At 64.7% G+C, this 16,567-nt stretch carries 15 protein-coding genes; all 15 read left to right on the plus strand.

Going from position 1 to position 16,567, the window contains the following annotated elements:
* Nucleotides 1–2: 2 nt before the first annotated feature.
* The 15 genes from I6F33_RS16245 (at nucleotide 3) to I6F33_RS16315 (ending at nucleotide 16,563) form a co-directional block, all read left to right on the plus strand.
* Complete coding sequence (locus tag I6F33_RS16245) at nucleotides 3–1,199, plus strand: NADH-quinone oxidoreductase subunit D (RefSeq protein ID WP_036025346.1); 1,197 nt, start codon at nucleotides 3–5, stop codon at nucleotides 1,197–1,199.
* Nucleotides 1,199–2,176 carry an FkbM family methyltransferase gene (locus tag I6F33_RS16250; protein ID WP_036025345.1) on the plus strand — a complete coding sequence of 326 codons (978 nt, stop codon included), beginning with the start codon at nucleotides 1,199–1,201 and terminating at the stop codon, nucleotides 2,174–2,176. Before I6F33_RS16245 ends, I6F33_RS16250 begins: the two co-directional genes overlap by 1 nt.
* Nucleotides 2,177–2,188: 12 nt before the next feature.
* The gene (gene nuoE / locus I6F33_RS16255; protein WP_225125163.1) at nucleotides 2,189–2,800 is read left to right on the plus strand and encodes an NADH-quinone oxidoreductase subunit NuoE; all 612 of its coding nucleotides are present in this window, start codon (nucleotides 2,189–2,191) and stop codon (nucleotides 2,798–2,800) included.
* Nucleotides 2,800–3,000 carry a hypothetical protein gene (locus tag I6F33_RS16260; RefSeq protein WP_225143282.1) on the plus strand — a complete coding sequence of 67 codons (201 nt, stop codon included), beginning with the start codon at nucleotides 2,800–2,802 and terminating at the stop codon, nucleotides 2,998–3,000. Before nuoE ends, I6F33_RS16260 begins: the two co-directional genes overlap by 1 nt.
* A 15-nt stretch (nucleotides 3,001–3,015) precedes the next feature.
* Nucleotides 3,016–4,341, plus strand: a complete 1,326-nt coding sequence (gene nuoF, locus I6F33_RS16265; protein ID WP_036025343.1) for an NADH-quinone oxidoreductase subunit NuoF — start codon at nucleotides 3,016–3,018, stop codon at nucleotides 4,339–4,341.
* Nucleotides 4,342–4,346: 5 nt separating this feature from the next.
* Nucleotides 4,347–6,422, plus strand: a complete 2,076-nt coding sequence (gene nuoG, locus I6F33_RS16270) for an NADH-quinone oxidoreductase subunit NuoG (RefSeq protein ID WP_225143284.1) — start codon at nucleotides 4,347–4,349, stop codon at nucleotides 6,420–6,422.
* 10 nt (nucleotides 6,423–6,432) lie between these two features.
* Nucleotides 6,433–7,500 (plus strand): NADH-quinone oxidoreductase subunit NuoH, encoded by a 1,068-nt coding sequence (nuoH, locus tag I6F33_RS16275; RefSeq protein ID WP_085969087.1) that lies wholly within the window; start codon nucleotides 6,433–6,435, stop codon nucleotides 7,498–7,500.
* Between the two features lie 14 nt (nucleotides 7,501–7,514).
* Entirely contained in the window at nucleotides 7,515–8,003 is a 489-nt protein-coding gene (gene nuoI, locus I6F33_RS16280) for an NADH-quinone oxidoreductase subunit NuoI (RefSeq protein WP_027550624.1), read from the plus strand.
* Between the two features lie 9 nt (nucleotides 8,004–8,012).
* Complete coding sequence (locus I6F33_RS16285) at nucleotides 8,013–8,651, plus strand: NADH-quinone oxidoreductase subunit J (protein WP_036010173.1); 639 nt, start codon at nucleotides 8,013–8,015, stop codon at nucleotides 8,649–8,651.
* On the plus strand, nucleotides 8,648–8,956 hold the full coding sequence (gene nuoK, locus I6F33_RS16290; RefSeq protein ID WP_036010170.1) for an NADH-quinone oxidoreductase subunit NuoK: 309 nt from the start codon (nucleotides 8,648–8,650) through the stop codon (nucleotides 8,954–8,956). Before I6F33_RS16285 ends, nuoK begins: the two co-directional genes overlap by 4 nt.
* Before the next feature lie 61 nt (nucleotides 8,957–9,017).
* The gene (gene nuoL, locus I6F33_RS16295) at nucleotides 9,018–11,117 is read left to right on the plus strand and encodes an NADH-quinone oxidoreductase subunit L (protein WP_057029439.1); all 2,100 of its coding nucleotides are present in this window, start codon (nucleotides 9,018–9,020) and stop codon (nucleotides 11,115–11,117) included.
* Nucleotides 11,118–12,626 (plus strand): NADH-quinone oxidoreductase subunit M, encoded by a 1,509-nt coding sequence (locus I6F33_RS16300; protein WP_225143295.1) that lies wholly within the window; start codon nucleotides 11,118–11,120, stop codon nucleotides 12,624–12,626. It abuts the gene before it with no gap.
* Nucleotides 12,627–12,648: 22 nt separating this feature from the next.
* Nucleotides 12,649–14,085 carry an NADH-quinone oxidoreductase subunit NuoN gene (nuoN, locus tag I6F33_RS16305; RefSeq protein WP_225143297.1) on the plus strand — a complete coding sequence of 479 codons (1,437 nt, stop codon included), beginning with the start codon at nucleotides 12,649–12,651 and terminating at the stop codon, nucleotides 14,083–14,085.
* 1 nt (nucleotide 14,086) lies between these two features.
* On the plus strand, nucleotides 14,087–14,893 hold the full coding sequence (locus I6F33_RS16310; RefSeq protein ID WP_128265624.1) for a biotin--[acetyl-CoA-carboxylase] ligase: 807 nt from the start codon (nucleotides 14,087–14,089) through the stop codon (nucleotides 14,891–14,893).
* Nucleotides 14,893–16,563, plus strand: coding sequence for a ribonuclease J (locus I6F33_RS16315; protein ID WP_225143299.1), 1,671 nt, complete (start codon nucleotides 14,893–14,895; stop codon nucleotides 16,561–16,563). The genes I6F33_RS16310 and I6F33_RS16315 overlap by 1 nt, the downstream gene beginning before the upstream one ends.
* Nucleotides 16,564–16,567 lie beyond the last annotated feature (4 nt).

A 16,567-nucleotide genomic window follows, 5' to 3' on the forward strand; every position in this document is an offset into this window, starting at 1 on the left:
TCATGAACGAGCAACCGCAGAATCTCCGTAACTTCACGATCAATTTCGGACCGCAGCACCCGGCGGCGCACGGCGTTTTGCGCCTCGTGCTCGAACTCGACGGCGAAGTGGTCGAGCGCGTCGATCCGCATATCGGCCTGCTTCACCGCGGCACTGAGAAGCTGATCGAGCAGAAGACTTATCTGCAGGCGATCCCTTATTTCGACCGGCTCGACTACGTCGCGCCGATGAATCAGGAGCACGCCTTCTGCCTCGCCGCCGAAAAGCTGCTCGGCATCGAGGTGCCGCGCCGCGGCCAGCTGATCCGCGTGCTCTATTGCGAGATCGGCCGCATCCTCTCGCATCTGCTCAACGTCACCACGCAGGCGATGGACGTCGGCGCGCTGACCCCGCCGCTGTGGGGCTTCGAAGAGCGCGAGAAGCTGATGGTGTTCTACGAGCGCGCCTCGGGCAGCCGCATGCATGCGGCCTATTTCCGTATCGGCGGCGTGCATCAGGACCTGCCGCAGAAGCTGGTCGACGACATCGAGGCCTGGTGCGATCCGTTCCTCAAGGTTGTGGACGATCTCGACCGTCTGCTCACCGCCAATCGCATCTTCAAGCAGCGCAACGTCGACATCGGCGTGGTGCCGCTCAAGGAAGCCTGGGAATGGGGTTTCTCGGGTGTGATGGTGCGCGGCTCGGGCGCGGCCTGGGACTTGCGCAAGTCGCAGCCCTATGAGTGCTACGCCGAGATGGATTTCGACATTCCGATCGGCAAGAACGGCGACTGCTACGATCGCTATTTGATCCGCATGGAAGAGATGCGCCAGTCCGTGCACATCATGAAACAGTGCATCCAGAAGCTGAACGCGCCTGACGGCAAGGGCCCGGTCGTCGTCGAAGACAACAAGGTCGCGCCGCCGCGCCGTGGCGAGATGAAGCGCTCGATGGAAGCGCTGATCCACCACTTCAAGCTCTACACCGAAGGTGTCCACGTGCCGGCCGGCGAGGTCTACGCCGCGGTCGAGGCGCCCAAGGGCGAGTTCGGCGTCTATCTCGTCGCCGACGGCACCAACAAGCCCTACAAGTGCAAGATCCGCGCGCCGGGCTTCGCGCATCTCCAGGCGATGGATCACATCTGCCGCGGCCATCTGCTGGCCGACGTCTCGGCGATCCTGGGCTCGCTCGACATCGTGTTCGGAGAGGTCGATCGGTGATGGCGCAGGCGCCAATCCAGTTTGACCGTGCCTCGGGGGCCCTTGAAGGGGCGAACCTGTGGGAGCGGACGGCTGCCTTGGCGCTGGTGACGGGATCGAAGATCTCCTCGCACTTCTCGCATATGGGCTACATCGCCTGCGCGAATTTGCTGCGCAAGACGCTGCCCGAGCGCAACATCGCGATCAGGCTCAATCCCGACGCGGTGTTCGAATTCCCTTACGGCGACGGCTATTGGAGCAAGCTGCTCAACCGCTCCTACATTTACGAGGACGAGCTCGAGCTCTTGTTCGCCGATTCCATCGACGTCGACTACACGCTGCTCGATTGCGGCGCCAATTACGGTTATTGGTCGGTGCTGGTCTCGAGCAAGCCGTTCGGCGCGCATAAGGCGATCGCGATCGAGCCGTCGGGCCAGAACTATTCGAAGCTCGCCAACAATGCCCGCATCAACGCTGGCCGCTTCGAGACCATGAAATGCGCGATCGGCGCGGCGCGCGGCACCGCGCGTCTGTCGGGTACCAAGCACGAGGCCTTCAGCATCGCCGGCGATCAGTCGGCGGGCGGCGAGGAGGTGCCGGTGATCGCGCTCGACAATTTGATCGAGGACGGCAAGGTCGCGGCCACCGGCAAGTACCTGATCAAGCTCGACGTCGAGGGCGTCGAGATCGAGGCGATCAAGGGCGGGGCACGGCTGCTTCAGGCCGACAGCGTCATCATGTGCGAGGAGCACGGCAGCGACCGCTCGCACGCCGTGTCGCGCTTCATCCTCGAACAGACCCCACTGAAGCTGATCGTGTTCGATCCGCGCAGCAACCGCATGGAAACCGTGACCGAGCTGTCGATCCTCGACCGCATCAAGGTCTCGACCCACGTCGGCTACAACGTTTTCGGCACCGCAAGCGCATTCTGGCAGGACAGGATCGAGGCCATGAACGCCAAGAACCTGGATACCAAGACCGCGCGCCGCATGCAGTGAGAGATTGAAGAGATGTCCGTTCGCCGATTAGCACCGAAGGAAGTCCAACCCGCGAGCTTTGCGTTCACGGAGGAGAACCTCGCATTCGCCCGGCAGCAGATCGCGAAATATCCCGAAGGCCGTCAGGCCTCCGCCGTCATCGCCATCCTCTGGCGCGCGCAGGAGCAGAACGAGGGCTGGGTGTCGGAGGCCGCGATCCGCGTCATCGCCGACATGCTCGACATGCCCTATATCCGCGTGCTGGAGGTCGCGACCTTCTACACCATGTTCCAGCTCGCCCCCGTCGGCAAGAAGGCTCACGTCCAGGTCTGCGGCACCACCCCGTGCCGGCTGCGCGGCGCCGAGGATCTGATCCACGTCTGCGAGCACCGCATCCATCACGAGCCCTTCCATCTCTCCAAGGACGGCAATTTCAGCTGGGAGGAGGTGGAGTGCCTGGGCGCCTGCGTGAACGCGCCGATGGTGCTGATCGGCAAGGACACCTATGAGGACCTGACCAAGGAAAGCTTCGGCAAGGTGCTCGATGGCTTCGCTTCGGGCAATCCGCCCAAGCCCGGTCCGCAGAACGGCCGCCAATTCTCGGCGCCGATCACCGGACCGACCACGCTCAAGGAGATCACCTGATGCGTGATCTCGCCATAACCGGAGGGACCGCGGCCGTGAAGAAATGGGGCTTCGTCGCCATGCACGCCGCGATCGCGGCTGCCTTCATGTTCCTGCTGCAGCGTTACTTCATGAACGCGTCGCAGGAGACCAGTCTGCTCTGGGCGCTGTTCTTCGCCGTCTGCGCCGCCGGACTTGCCTACAAGCAGTCCATTCGTTGATCGGAAAGCACTGATATGCTCGAGGACAAGGACCGCATCTTCAAGAACCTCTACGGCCTCCATGATTGGGGGCTCGAGGGTGCGCGGCGCCGCGGCGCCTGGGACGGCACCAAGAACATCATCGACAAGGGCCGCGACTGGATCATCAACGAGATGAAGGCCTCAGGGCTCCGCGGCCGCGGCGGCGCCGGCTTCCCCACCGGTCTCAAGTGGTCCTTCATGCCGAAGGAATCGACCGACGGCCGTCCCAGCTATCTCGTCGTCAACGCCGACGAATCCGAGCCCGGCACCTGCAAGGACCGCGAGATCATGCGGCATGATCCGCATCTGTTGGTCGAGGGCTGCCTGATCGCGAGCTTCGCGATGAACGCGCATGCCTGCTACATCTATGTCCGCGGCGAGTTCATCCGCGAGCGCGAGCGCCTTCAGGCCGCGATCGACCAGGCCTACGAGGCCAAGCTGATCGGCAAGGACAATCTCAACGGCTGGCCGTTCGACCTCTACGTCGCCCACGGGGCCGGCGCCTATATCTGCGGCGAGGAGACCGCGCTGCTCGAAAGCCTCGAGGGCAAGAAGGGTCAGCCGCGGCTGAAGCCGCCGTTCCCGGCGAATGTCGGTCTGTTCGGCTGCCCGACCACCGTCAACAACGTCGAATCCATCGCCGTTGCGCCCGATATCCTGCGCCGCGGCGCGGCGTGGTTCGCCGGCATCGGCCGCCCGAACAATGTCGGCACCAAGCTGTTCTGCATCTCCGGCCATGTCGAGCGGCCCTGCAATGTCGAAGAGGCCATGGGCATCCCGTTCCGTGAGCTGATCGAGAAGCATTGCGGCGGCATTCGCGGCGGCTGGGACAACCTCAAGGCCGTGATCCCCGGCGGCTCGTCGGTGCGCATGGTGCCGGCCGAGCAGATCATCGACACGCCGATGGATTTCGATAGCCTGAGCAAGCTGCGCTCGGGCCTCGGCACCGCCGCCGTGATCGTAATGGACAAGTCGACCGACCTGATCCGTGCGATCGCCCGCATCTCCTATTTCTACAAGCACGAGAGCTGCGGCCAGTGCACGCCGTGCCGCGAAGGCACAGGCTGGATGTGGCGCGTGCTGACCCGCATGGCCGAAGGCCGTGCCCATAAGCGCGAGATCGACATGCTGCTCGAGGTGACCAAGCAGGTCGAAGGCCACACCATCTGCGCGCTCGGCGACGCCGCGGCCTGGCCGATCCAGGGCCTGATCACGCACTTCCGCCACGAGATCGAAGCGCGCATCGACCAATATTCGCACAAGGCCGATGTCGACGACATCGGCGTCCGCGATCCCGTGAACATGGTCGCGGCGGAGTAAGAGACATGACCAAGCTCATCATCGACGGCAAAGAGATCGATGTCCCCGCCGAGTACACGCTGCTTCAGGCGTGCGAGGCGGCCGGCGCCGAGATTCCGCGCTTCTGCTATCACGAGCGGCTGTCGATCGCCGGCAATTGCCGGATGTGCCTCGTCGAGGTGAAGGGCGGCCCGAAGCCGGTCGCGAGCTGCGCCTGGGGCGTGCGCGATTGCCGTCCGGGCCCCAAGGGCGAGCCGCCGGAGATTTCGACGCGTTCGCCGATGGTGAAGAAGGCACGCGAAGGCGTGATGGAATTCCTCCTGATCAACCATCCCTTGGACTGCCCGATCTGCGACCAGGGCGGCGAGTGCGACCTGCAGGACCAGGCGATGGGCTATGGTGTCGACACCAGCCGTTTCGCCGAGAACAAGCGCGCGGTCGAGGACAAATATCTCGGCGCGCTGGTCAAGACCTCGATGAACCGCTGCATTCAGTGCACGCGCTGCGTCCGCTTTTCGGCGGAAGTCGCCGGCGCGCCCGAGATGGGCGCCACCGGCCGCGGCGAGGACATGGAGATCACGACCTATCTGGAGCACGCGCTGACGTCCGAATTGCAGGGCAACCTCGTCGACATCTGCCCGGTCGGCGCGCTGACCTCGAAACCCTATGCCTTCGCGGCGCGCCCGTGGGAGCTCGGCAAGACCCAGTCGATCGACGTCATGGACGGCGTCGGCTCTGCGATCCGCGTCGACACCCGCGGCCGCGAGGTGATGCGGATCCTGCCGCGCATCAACGAGGCCGTGAACGAGGAGTGGATCTCCGACAAGACCCGGCACGTGGTCGACGGCCTGCGCACTCAGCGTCTCGACCGGCCCTATATCCGCGAAGCCGGCAAGCTGCGCGCAGCGAGCTGGACCGAGGCCTTCGCCGCGATCGCCGCCAAGGCGGCGCGCACCGACGGCAAGCGCATCGGCGCGATCGCAGGCGATCTCGCCGGCGTCGAGGAGATGTTCGCGCTGAAGGACCTGCTCGGCAAATACGGCTCGGGCAATCTGGCGGTGCAGGGCGGCGACGCCTTCGATCCGGCGCTCGGCCGCGGCTCCTACATCTTCAATCCGACGCTCGCCGGCGTCGAGCAGGCGGACGCGCTGCTCATCATCGGCGCGAACCCGCGGAAAGAGGCGGCCGTGTTCAACGCCCGCATCCGCAAGCGCTGGCGTGCCGGCGGCTTCAAGGTCGGCGTGATCGGTGCCAAGGCCGACCTGACCTATGATTACGACCATCTCGGTGCCGGTACCGAGACGCTGGCCGAGCTCGCGGCCGGCAAGCATTCCTTCATGGACGTGCTGAAGAACGCTGAGAAACCGATCATCCTGGTCGGTGCGGGCGCGGCCGCCCGTCACGACGGCGCCGCCATTCTCGCCGCCAGCGCCAAGCTCGCGCTCGATGTCGGCGCAGTCAAGGACGGCTGGAACGGTTTTGGCGTGCTGCACGAGACCGCCTCGCGCGTCGGCGCGCTCGACATCGGCTTTGCCGCAACCAGCGGCGGCCTCAATGCTGCGCAGATGACGACCTTCGGCACGCTCGACTTGCTGTTCCTGCTCGGCGCCGACGAGATCAAGGCGCCTGACGGCACCTTCGTCGTCTATATCGGCACCCATGGTGATCGTGGCGCACACCGCGCCGACGTCATCCTGCCGGCGGCTGCCTACACCGAGAAGTCCGCGATCTACGTCAACACCGAAGGCCGCGTGCAGATGACGGGCCGCGCCGCGTTCCCGCCGGGCGAGGCCCGCGAGGACTGGGCGATCATCCGCGCGCTGTCGGAAGCGCTCGGCAAGAAGCTCGGCTACGACTCGCTTGCGCAGCTGCGCCAGGCGATGTTCAAGGCCGTGCCGCATTTCATCCGTCTCGACCAGATCGAGGCCGGCTCGGCCGACCAGATCAAGAAGCTGGCGGGCAAGGGCGGCTCGCCCGAGAAGGCGCCGTTCAAGCCTCTGGTCGAGGACTTCTATTTGACCAACCCAATCGCGCGTGCGTCCGCCGTGATGGCGGAGTGCTCGCGCCTCGCCTCCGGGCAGATGCTGACCGCAGCGGAGTGAGCGTGATCTGATGGAATTCTTCGAAAGCGCATTCTGGACCGGGTTCCTCTGGCCGCTGATCATCATGGTCGCGCAGAGTGTCCTCGTGCTCGTCGTCCTGCTGGTCGCGATCGCCTACATCCTGCTCGCCGACCGCAAGATCTGGGCGGCGGTGCAGATCCGCCGCGGCCCGAACGTCGTCGGCCCGTGGGGCCTGCTGCAATCCTTCGCCGACCTGTTGAAGTTCGTGCTGAAGGAGCCGATCATCCCGGCCGGCGCCAACAAGGGCGTGTTTCTTCTTGCTCCCTTGGTCTCATGCGTGCTCGCGCTCGCGGCCTGGGCGGTGATCCCGACCAATCTCGGCTGGGTGATCGCCGACATCAATGTCGGCGTCCTCTTCATCTTCGCGATCTCGTCGCTGTCGATCTACGGCATCATCATGGCCGGCTGGTCGTCGAACTCGAAGTATCCGTTCCTCGCCGCGCTGCGCTCGGCCGCGCAGATGGTGTCCTACGAAGTCTCGATCGGCTTCGTCATCATCACCGTGCTGCTCTGCGCCGGCACGCTGAACCTGACGGCGGTGGTCGAGGCCCAGCACGCGCGCGGTCTCGCCAGCCTGATCGGGCTGCCGCAGCTGACGATCCTGAATTGGTACGTCTGGCCGTTGTTCCCGATGTTCGTGGTGTTCTACGTCTCGGCGCTGGCGGAAACCAACCGTCCGCCCTTCGACCTCGTCGAAGCCGAATCCGAGCTCGTCGCCGGCTTCATGGTCGAGTACGGCTCGACGCCGTACCTCTTGTTCATGCTCGGCGAGTATGTCGCAATCGTCACGATGTGCGCGCTGGCGACGATCCTGTTCCTCGGAGGCTGGCTGCCGCCGGTGGACCTGCCGCCCTTCAACTGGGTACCGGGGATCATCTGGTTCTCGCTGAAACTGTTCTTCATGTTCTTCCTGTTCGCGATGGCGAAGGCGATCGTGCCGCGCTACCGCTACGATCAATTGATGCGCCTCGGCTGGAAGGTGTTCCTGCCGCTGTCGCTGGCGATGGTGATCGTGGTGGCCGGCGTGCTGCATTTCGCCGGCATCGCGCCGAAGTGAGGGCCGTCATGGGTATCAACGTCAACGCCACTGCACGCTCGCTTCTGCTGTCGGAATTCGTCTCGGCGTTCTTCCTCGCCATGCGTTATTTCTTTCAGCCGAAGCCGACGCTGAACTATCCGTTCGAGAAGGGCCCGATCTCGCCCCGCTTCCGCGGCGAGCACGCGCTGCGCCGCTATCCGAACGGCGAAGAGCGCTGCATTGCCTGCAAGCTGTGCGAGGCGGTCTGCCCGGCGCAGGCCATCACCATCGAGGCCGGCCCGCGCCGCAACGACGGCACCCGCCGCACCGTGCGCTACGACATCGACATGGTGAAGTGCATCTATTGCGGCCTCTGCCAGGAAGCCTGTCCGGTCGATGCCATCGTCGAGGGCCCGAACTTCGAGTTCGCGACCGAGACCCGCGAGGAGCTCTATTATGACAAGGCCAAGCTGCTCGCCAACGGCGACCGCTGGGAACGCGAGATCGCCAAGGCGATCGAGCTCGACGCGCCGTACCGGTGAGGTGAGGGCATGATCCTTCCCGCACTGTTCTTTTATCTCTTCGCCGGCGTCTGCGTCGCCTCGGCCGTGATGGTGATTGTCTCGCGCAATCCCGTGCACTCCGTGCTGTACCTGATCCTGGCCTTCGTCAACGCCTCCGGCCTGTTCGTGCTGATGGGCGCCGAGTTCCTCGGCATGATGCTGATCGTCGTCTATGTCGGCGCGGTCGCGGTGCTGTTCCTGTTCGTGATCATGATGCTCGATGTCGACTTCCTCGAGCTGCGCGAGGGCTTCATCGAGTACCTGCCGGTCGGCCTCGTGATCGGCGGCATCTTCATGTTCGAGTTGCTGCTCACCGTCGGCTTCTGGGTCATCAATCCCGGCGTCTCCAAGACGATCACGGCAGCGATCCCGGCCAACGTCAGCAACACCGAGGCGCTCGGTCTCGTGCTCTATACGAAGTACATCCACTACTTCCAGCTCTCGGGCATGGTGCTCCTGGTCGCCATGATCGGCGCCATCGTGCTGACGCTGCGCCACAAGGAGAAGGTCAAGCGGCAGGACATCAACGTTCAGAACGCGCGCACGCCCGACATCGCGATGGCGGTGCGCAAGGTGGCGCCGGGGCAGGGGCTCTCGGACGCGGATGCGGCGGAGTGGGTGAAATGACGATCGGGCTCGGACACTATCTGGCGGTCGGCGCGATCCTGTTCACGCTCGGCATCCTCGGCATCTTCCTGAACCGCAAGAACATCATCGTCATCCTGATGTCGATCGAGCTGATCCTGCTTTCGGTCAACATCAACCTCGTGGCGTTCTCGAGCTTCCTCGGCGACATCGTCGGCCAGGTCTTCGCGCTGCTGGTGCTGACGGTCGCGGCTGCCGAAGCTGCGATCGGTCTCGCCATCCTGGTGGTCTATTTCCGCAACCGCGGCTCGATCGCGGTTGAGGACGTCAATCTGATGAAGGGCTGAGCGCATGATCCGGAAAAGTGGACGCCGGTTTTCCGATCAGATCATGCGGAAAGAGTAAGTCATGGTTCAGGCAATTGTCTTTCTGCCTCTGCTGGGCGCCATTCTGGCTGGCCTGATCGCGCTGTTCGGCGCGCATGCCCGCAACCCCTCGGGCGACGAGCTCGAGCATCACGGCGACCACGGCCATGGCGCGCATGCCCATGCGTCCGACAAGATCAACGAGGATGCCTCCGTCATCCACGAGAGCCATCACGACGACGCTCACGACGATCACGGCCATGGCCCGACCGAGCCGCCGGCGGCGGGCTCGCGCGCAGCCGAGCTGATCACCACCGGGCTGCTGTTCGTCTCGGCGGCCTTGTCCTGGATGACGCTGGTCGACGTCGGCTTCATGCATCACGACTACAGGATCCAGCTGCTGCCCTGGATCTTCTCCGGCGATCTCCAAGTCTGGTGGACGCTGCGCGTCGATACGCTCACCGCCGTAATGCTGGTGGTGGTGACGACCGTGTCCTCGCTCGTGCACCTCTATTCCATCGGCTACATGGACGAGGACCCGAACCGGCCGCGCTTCTTCGGGTATCTCTCGCTGTTCACCTTCGCCATGCTGATGCTGGTGACGGCCGACAATTTGGTGCAGCTGTTCTTCGGCTGGGAAGGCGTGGGTCTCGCCAGCTATCTGCTGATCGGCTTCTGGTACCAGAAGCCCTCGGCCAACGCTGCCGCCATCAAGGCCTTCGTGGTCAACCGCGTCGGCGACTTCGGCTTCGCGCTCGGTATCTTCGCGGTCTTCATGCTGGTCGGCTCGACCGATTTCGAGACCATCTTCCACGCCGCGCCCGGCCTCACTGGCAAGACCATCAACTTCCTCGGTTGGCACGCCGACGCGCTGACCCTGACCTGTCTGCTGCTGTTCATGGGTGCGATGGGCAAGTCCGCCCAGTTCCTGCTGCACACCTGGTTGCCGGACGCGATGGAAGGCCCGACCCCGGTGTCGGCGCTGATCCACGCCGCGACCATGGTCACCGCCGGCGTCTTCATGGTGGCGCGCCTGTCGCCGCTGTTCGAGCTCGCCCCGAATGCCCAGGCCGTCGTGATGTTCTTCGGCGCGACCACGGCGTTCTTCGCCGCGACCATCGGCCTCGTCCAGAACGACATCAAGCGCATCGTCGCCTACTCGACCTGTTCGCAGCTCGGCTACATGTTCGTGGCGATGGGGGCGGGGGCCTATTCGGTCGGCATGTTCCACCTGTTCACCCACGCCTTCTTCAAGGCGCTGCTGTTCCTAGGCTCCGGCTCGGTGATCTACGCGATGCACCACGAGCAGGACATCCGCAACATGGGCGGCCTCTGGAAGAAGATTCCCTACACCTATGCCGTGATGGTGGTCGGCACGCTGGCGCTGACCGGCTTCCCGCTCACCGCCGGCTACTTCTCAAAGGACGCGATCATCGAGTCCGCCTACGCCTCGCACAATCCGTTCGCGGTGTACGGCTTCCTGATGACGATCATCGCCGCTGGCCTGACCTCGTTCTACTCCTGGCGCCTGATCTTCAAGACCTTCCACGGCGAGCCGCATGACGAGCATCATTACGAGGCCGCGCATGAGGCTCCGCTCTGGATCCTGATCCCGATCGGCGTGCTCGCGGTCGGCTCGTTCGTCGCGGGCCTGCCGTTCAAGGAGCTGTTCGCCGGTCACGGGGTCGAGGAGTTCTTCCGCGAGTCCGTGAAGATGAACCCGCACATCATCGAGGAGATGCACCACATCCCTCAGACCATCGCCTTCCTGCCGACGGTGATGATGGTGCTGGGCTTCCTCGTCTCCTACCTGTTCTACATCCGCCGGCCCTACCTGCCGGTCGAGCTCGCGAACACACAGCCGATGCTGTACCAGTTCCTGCTCAACAAATGGTACTTTGACGAGCTCTACGACTTCATCTTCGTCCGCCCGGCGAAGTGGATCGGCTACCAGCTCTGGAAGAAGGGCGACGGCTTCATCATCGACGGCTTCGGCCCCGACGGCGTCTCGGCCCGCGTGCTGGATGTCACCCGCAACGTCGTCAAGATCCAGACCGGCTATCTCTATCACTATGCATTCGCCATGCTGATCGGCGCCGCCGGCCTGATCACCTGGTTCATGTTCGGCTTTGGAGGCCAGTAAATGACAACCTGGCCCATTCTTTCGGTCACGACGTTCCTGCCCCTGGTCGGCGCGCTGATCGTCTATCTGAGCCGCGGTGACGACGAGGCGGCGCGGCGCAATTCGCGCTGGATCGCGCTCTGGACCACGCTGATCACCTTCGCGGTGTCGGTGATCCTGGTCATGCGCTTTGACCCCAGCAACCCCGACTTCCAGTTCGTCGAGAAGGCGAACTGGCTCGCCACCGGCATCACCTACCACATGGGAGTCGACGGCATCTCGCTGCCGCTCGTGATCCTCACCACCGCCGTGATGCCGTTCTGCATCATCGCGAGCTGGAAGGCGATCACCAACCGCGTCCGCGAATACATGATGGCATTCCTGATCCTGGAAACGCTGATGATCGGCACCTTCTCGGCGCTCGATCTCGTGCTGTTCTATTTGTTCTTCGAGGGCGGCCTGATCCCGATGTTCCTGATCATCGGCGTCTGGGGCGGTCCGCGCCGGGTCTATGCCTCGTTCAAGTTCTTCCTCTACACGCTGCTCGGCTCGGTCCTGATGCTGCTCGCCATCATGGCGCTGTATTGGAACGGCGGCACCACCGACATTCCGACTCTGATGCACACCGCCGTGCCGCGGAACCTGCAGACCTGGGCGTGGCTGGCGTTCTTCGCCTCCTTCGCGGTGAAGATGCCGATGTGGCCGGTGCACACCTGGCTCCCCGACGCGCACGTGGAGGCACCGACCGCGGGCTCTGTGGTCCTGGCCGCGATCCTCCTGAAGATGGGCGGCTACGGCTTCCTGCGCTTCTCGCTGCCGATGTTCCCGCTGGCCTCGCACGACTTCGCGCCGCTGGTGTTCACGCTCTCGGCCATCGCCATCATCTACACCTCGCTGGTGGCGCTGATGCAGGAGGACATGAAGAAGCTGATCGCGTACTCCTCGGTCGCGCATATGGGCTTCGTCACCATGGGCATCTTCGCCGGCACCATGCAGGGCGTCGCCGGCGGCGTGTTCCAGATGATCTCGCACGGCATCGTCTCCGGCGCGCTGTTCCTCTGCGTCGGCGTCGTCTACGACCGCCTGCACACCCGCGAGATCGCGGCCTATGGCGGCCTCGTCAACCGGATGCCGCTCTATGCGATGACCTTCATGGTGTTCACCATGGCCAATGTCGGTCTGCCCGGCACGAGCGGCTTCGTCGGCGAGTTCATGACGCTGCTCGGCACCTTCAAGGTCTCGATCCCGACCGCGTTCTTCGCCAGCTTCGGCGTGATCCTCTCGGCGGCCTACGCACTATGGCTCTATCGCAAGGTCGTGTTCGGAGCGCTGGTCAAGCCGCAGCTGGCGAGCATGAAGGATCTCACCTTGCGGGAGTGCGTCATTCTATTCCCGATGATCGCGCTGACGATCCTGTTCGGCGTCTATCCGAAGCCGGTGCTCGACATGTCGGCCGCTTCGGTCCAGCAACTCGTCAACAATTACAATACCGCCGTGACGGCCGTGAAGGCCGCCGCACTGCTCCAGTGATCGGGCAGGTCAGGATATCGCCATGAGCTTTTCGACTGCAGGTTATCAACTGGCGCCGGTGCTGCCCGAGCTCGTGCTCGCGGTCGGCGCGATGGCGCTTCTGATGCTCGGCGCCTATCGCGGGCAGGAGACGACCAAAACCGTCACCTCTCTGGCGGTGGTGCTTCTGATCGTGGTCGGTGCGCTCGTGTACATGCAGCCCGCGGGCAAACAGGTGACGTTCGGTGGCAGCTTTATCGTCGACGACTTCGCCCGCTTCATGAAGATCCTGGCCCTGATCGGCTCGGCCGTGACGCTGATCCTGTCGACCGAGTTCCTGTCCGACCCCTCGCGCCGGATTTTCGAATACGCCATCCTCGTGCTGCTCTCGACGCTCGGCATGATGGTGCTGATCTCGGCCGGCGACCTGATCTCGCTCTATCTCGGCCTCGAATTGATGTCGCTGGCGCTCTACGTCGTGGCGGCCTCGAACCGCGACAATGCCAAGTCGACCGAAGCCGGCCTGAAGTACTTCGTGCTCGGCGCGCTGTCCTCGGGCATGCTGCTGTACGGGGCGTCGCTGGTCTATGGTTTTACCGGCACCGTCAACTTCACCGGGATCGCCGCGGCCGCGACGGTTTCGAATGTCGGCCTCGTGTTCGGCCTCGTCTTCCTGCTCGTCGGCCTCTGCTTCAAGGTCTCGGCCGTGCCGTTCCACATGTGGACGCCTGACGTCTACGAGGGCGCGCCGACCCCGGTCACCGCCTTCTTCGCGTCGGCGCCGAAGGTCGCCGCGCTCGCCGTCTTCACCCGCGTGACGCTCACCGCATTCCCCGGCATCGTCTCGCAATGGCAGCAGATCCTGGTGTTCGTGTCGATCGCCTCGATGGCGCTGGGCTCCTTCGCCGCGATCGGCCAGAGCAACATCAAGCGCCTGATGGCCTATTCCTCGATCGGCCACATGGGCTTCGCGCTGGTCGGCCTTGCCTCCGGCACGGTGGAAGGCGCGCAGGGCGTGTTGATGTACATCGTGATCTATGTCGCGATGACGCTGGGCTCGTTCTCCATCATTCTCGCCATGAAGCGCAACGGCCAGGCCGTGGAGCAGATCAGCGATTTCGCCGGCCTGTCGCGCACCAATCCGCTGCTCGCCTTCATGTTCGCGATGCTGCTGTTCTCGCTCGCCGGCATTCCGCCGCTCGCCGGCTTCTTCGCCAAATGGTACGTCTTCGTCGCCGCCATCAAGGCGAACCTGTTCACGCTCGCCGTCATCGGCGTGCTGACCAGCGTGGTCGGCGCCTACTATTATCTCGCCATCGTCAAGACGATGTATTTCGACGAGCCAGCCGGCCGGGTCGATCCGGTCCGCATCGAAGTGCGGACGGTGCTGGCGGTCGCTGGCCTATTCAACCTGCTGTTTGCGCTGTTCGCGGGGCCCGTGGTGAGCGTCGCCTCCGCCGCGGCAAAGTCGTTGTTCTAGGATGGTCTTCGCGCTCGGTCCTCGCGCATCGGCTGCGGGCTACAGGCTCGCGGCGTTCGAACGGACCGGCTCGACCAATACCGAGGCGATCGAACACGCCAGGGCCGGCGAGCGCGGCCCGATGTGGTTCGTCACGTCCGAGCAGACCGCCGGCCGCGGCCGGCGCCAGCGCGCCTGGATCGCGCCGCGCGGCAATCTCGCCGCCAGCATCCTCGAAGTCATGGACGTCGCCCCCGCCGTCGCCGCCACGCTCGGCTTTGCCGCAGGGCTGGCCGAGGAGGCGGCACTGGAGAAGGTGAGCCTCGAGGCCGCGCTCCGTCTCGGCGAAGGCCGGCCCCGCTACGCGCTGAAATGGCCGAATGACGTGCTCGCCAGCGGCAAGAAGCTGGTCGGCATTGGCCTTGAGGCCGAGGCCGTCGGTGGCGGCCTTGCCGTCGTGGTCGGCATCGGGACCAATGTGGTCGCCGCGCCCGAGGGCACCCCGACGCCCGCGGTGTCGCTGGCCGCCCTCGGCGTCCAGATCAGCGCCGAGGAGCTATTCATGGCGCTGTCGGATGCCTGGGTCGAGTTCCGCGGCATCTGGGACAATGGCCGCGGCTTTGCCGAGATCCGCAGGCTCTGGCTAGAGCGCGCCGCCGGCCTCGGCGAAAAGGTTGCCATCCACACGGGAACCATGACGCTGGAAGGTGTTTTTGACACGATCGACGACACCGGCTGCCTGATCGTCCGCACCGCGGAGGGCCGCCTCGTTCCGGTGGCGGCCGGCGAGGTGTTCTTCGGGCCCGTCGCCTCGGTGGGAGCAGCGTGATGGCAAGGCCGGACGAATTGGTGTTTGCGCCGCTCGGCGGCGTCGGCGAGATCGGCATGAACCTGTCGATCTACGGCCTCGGCAACCGTCACCAGCGCGCCTGGCTTGCGGTCGATCTCGGCGTCTCCTTCGGCGATGAGGAGCATCTGCCCGGCATCGACCTGATCATGCCCGACATCTCCTTCCTGGAGAAGGAGCGCAAGAACCTGATGGGCCTCGTGCTGACCCACGCCCATGAGGATCATTTCGGCGCCATCATCGACCTCTGGCCGAAGCTGAAATGCCCGATCTACGCCACCAGGTTCAGCGCCGCGCTGTTCGAGGCCAAATGCGCCGCCGAGCGCAACGCGCCCGAGATTCCGGTCACCGTGGTGCCTTCAGGCGGCCGTGTCGATATCGGTCCGTTCAACGTCGAGTTCATTCCGGTCGCGCATTCCATTCCGGAAGCGCATGCGCTGGCGATCCACACCGACGCCGGCATCGTGCTGCACACCGGCGACTGGAAGATCGACCCGACCCCGACGCTTGGAGCCGCGACCGACGAGAAGCGGCTGCGCGAATTGGGCGAGCAGGGCGTGCTCGCCTTGATCGGCGATTCCACCAATGCCGTGCGCGACGGCCGTTCGCCCTCGGAGGCCGAGGTCGCCCGAACCATCATCGACCTCGTCAAATCCGCCAAGGGCCGCGTCGCGGTGACGACGTTCGCCTCCAACGTTGCTCGCGTCAAAGCGGTGGCTGACGCCGCGAGGGCCGCGGACCGCGAGGTCGTCGTGGTCGGCCGCGCCATGGAGCGCGTGGTGCAGGTCGCGCGCGAGACCGGCTATCTCGAGGGCGTGCAGAATTTCCGCTCGCCCGAGGTCTATGGCCACCTGCCGCAGGACAAGGTGCTGGCGCTGTGCACCGGAAGCCAGGGCGAGCCGCGCGCCGCGCTGGCCCGCATTGCCAACGACGACCATCCTGAAATCACGCTGAACCGCGGCGATAGCGTCATCTTCTCCTCGCGCACCATTCCCGGCAACGAGAAGGCGGTCGGCTCGATCATCAACAATCTGGTGCTGCAGGGCGTCGAGGTCATCACCGATCGCGATGCGCTGGTCCACGTCTCCGGCCATCCCCGCCGCGACGAGCTGCGCGATATGATCTCCTGGGTGAAGCCGCAGATCCTGATCCCGGTCCACGGCGAGGCCCTGCACCTGCATGAGCACGCCAAGCTCGCCCGCGCTGCCGGCGTGCCGCGCGTGCTGGTCTGCCGCAACGGCGACCTCGTCAAGCTCGGCCCCGGCGATCCCGGCATCGTCGGCGAGGTGCCGTCGGGACGTCTGTACAAGGACGGCACGATCCTGGAAGACTCTAAGTCCCGTGCCGTCGTGGAGCGGCGCCGCATGGGCTTTTCCGGCTGCGCCTTCGTCGCCATCGCGATGACCGCGCAGGGTGAGCTCGCCGGTGATCCCGAGCTCGATTTGGTCGGTATCCCCGAGAAGAACAGGGCCGGCGAGGCCTTCGACGACGTCGTCTTCGATGCCGTGATGTCGACCATCGAAGGCTTGCCGAGGGCGCGCCGGCGCGATCCGGACGCCTTGGCCGAGTCGGTGCGACGCGCTGTCCGGGCCGTGATCAACGAACATTGGGGCAAAAAGCCCCCCTGTCTGGTACATGTACTGACGGTATAGGGAG

It is taken from the genome of Bradyrhizobium sp. BRP20 (assembly GCF_020194215.1).
Lineage (GTDB): Bacteria > Pseudomonadota > Alphaproteobacteria > Rhizobiales > Xanthobacteraceae > Bradyrhizobium > Bradyrhizobium yuanmingense.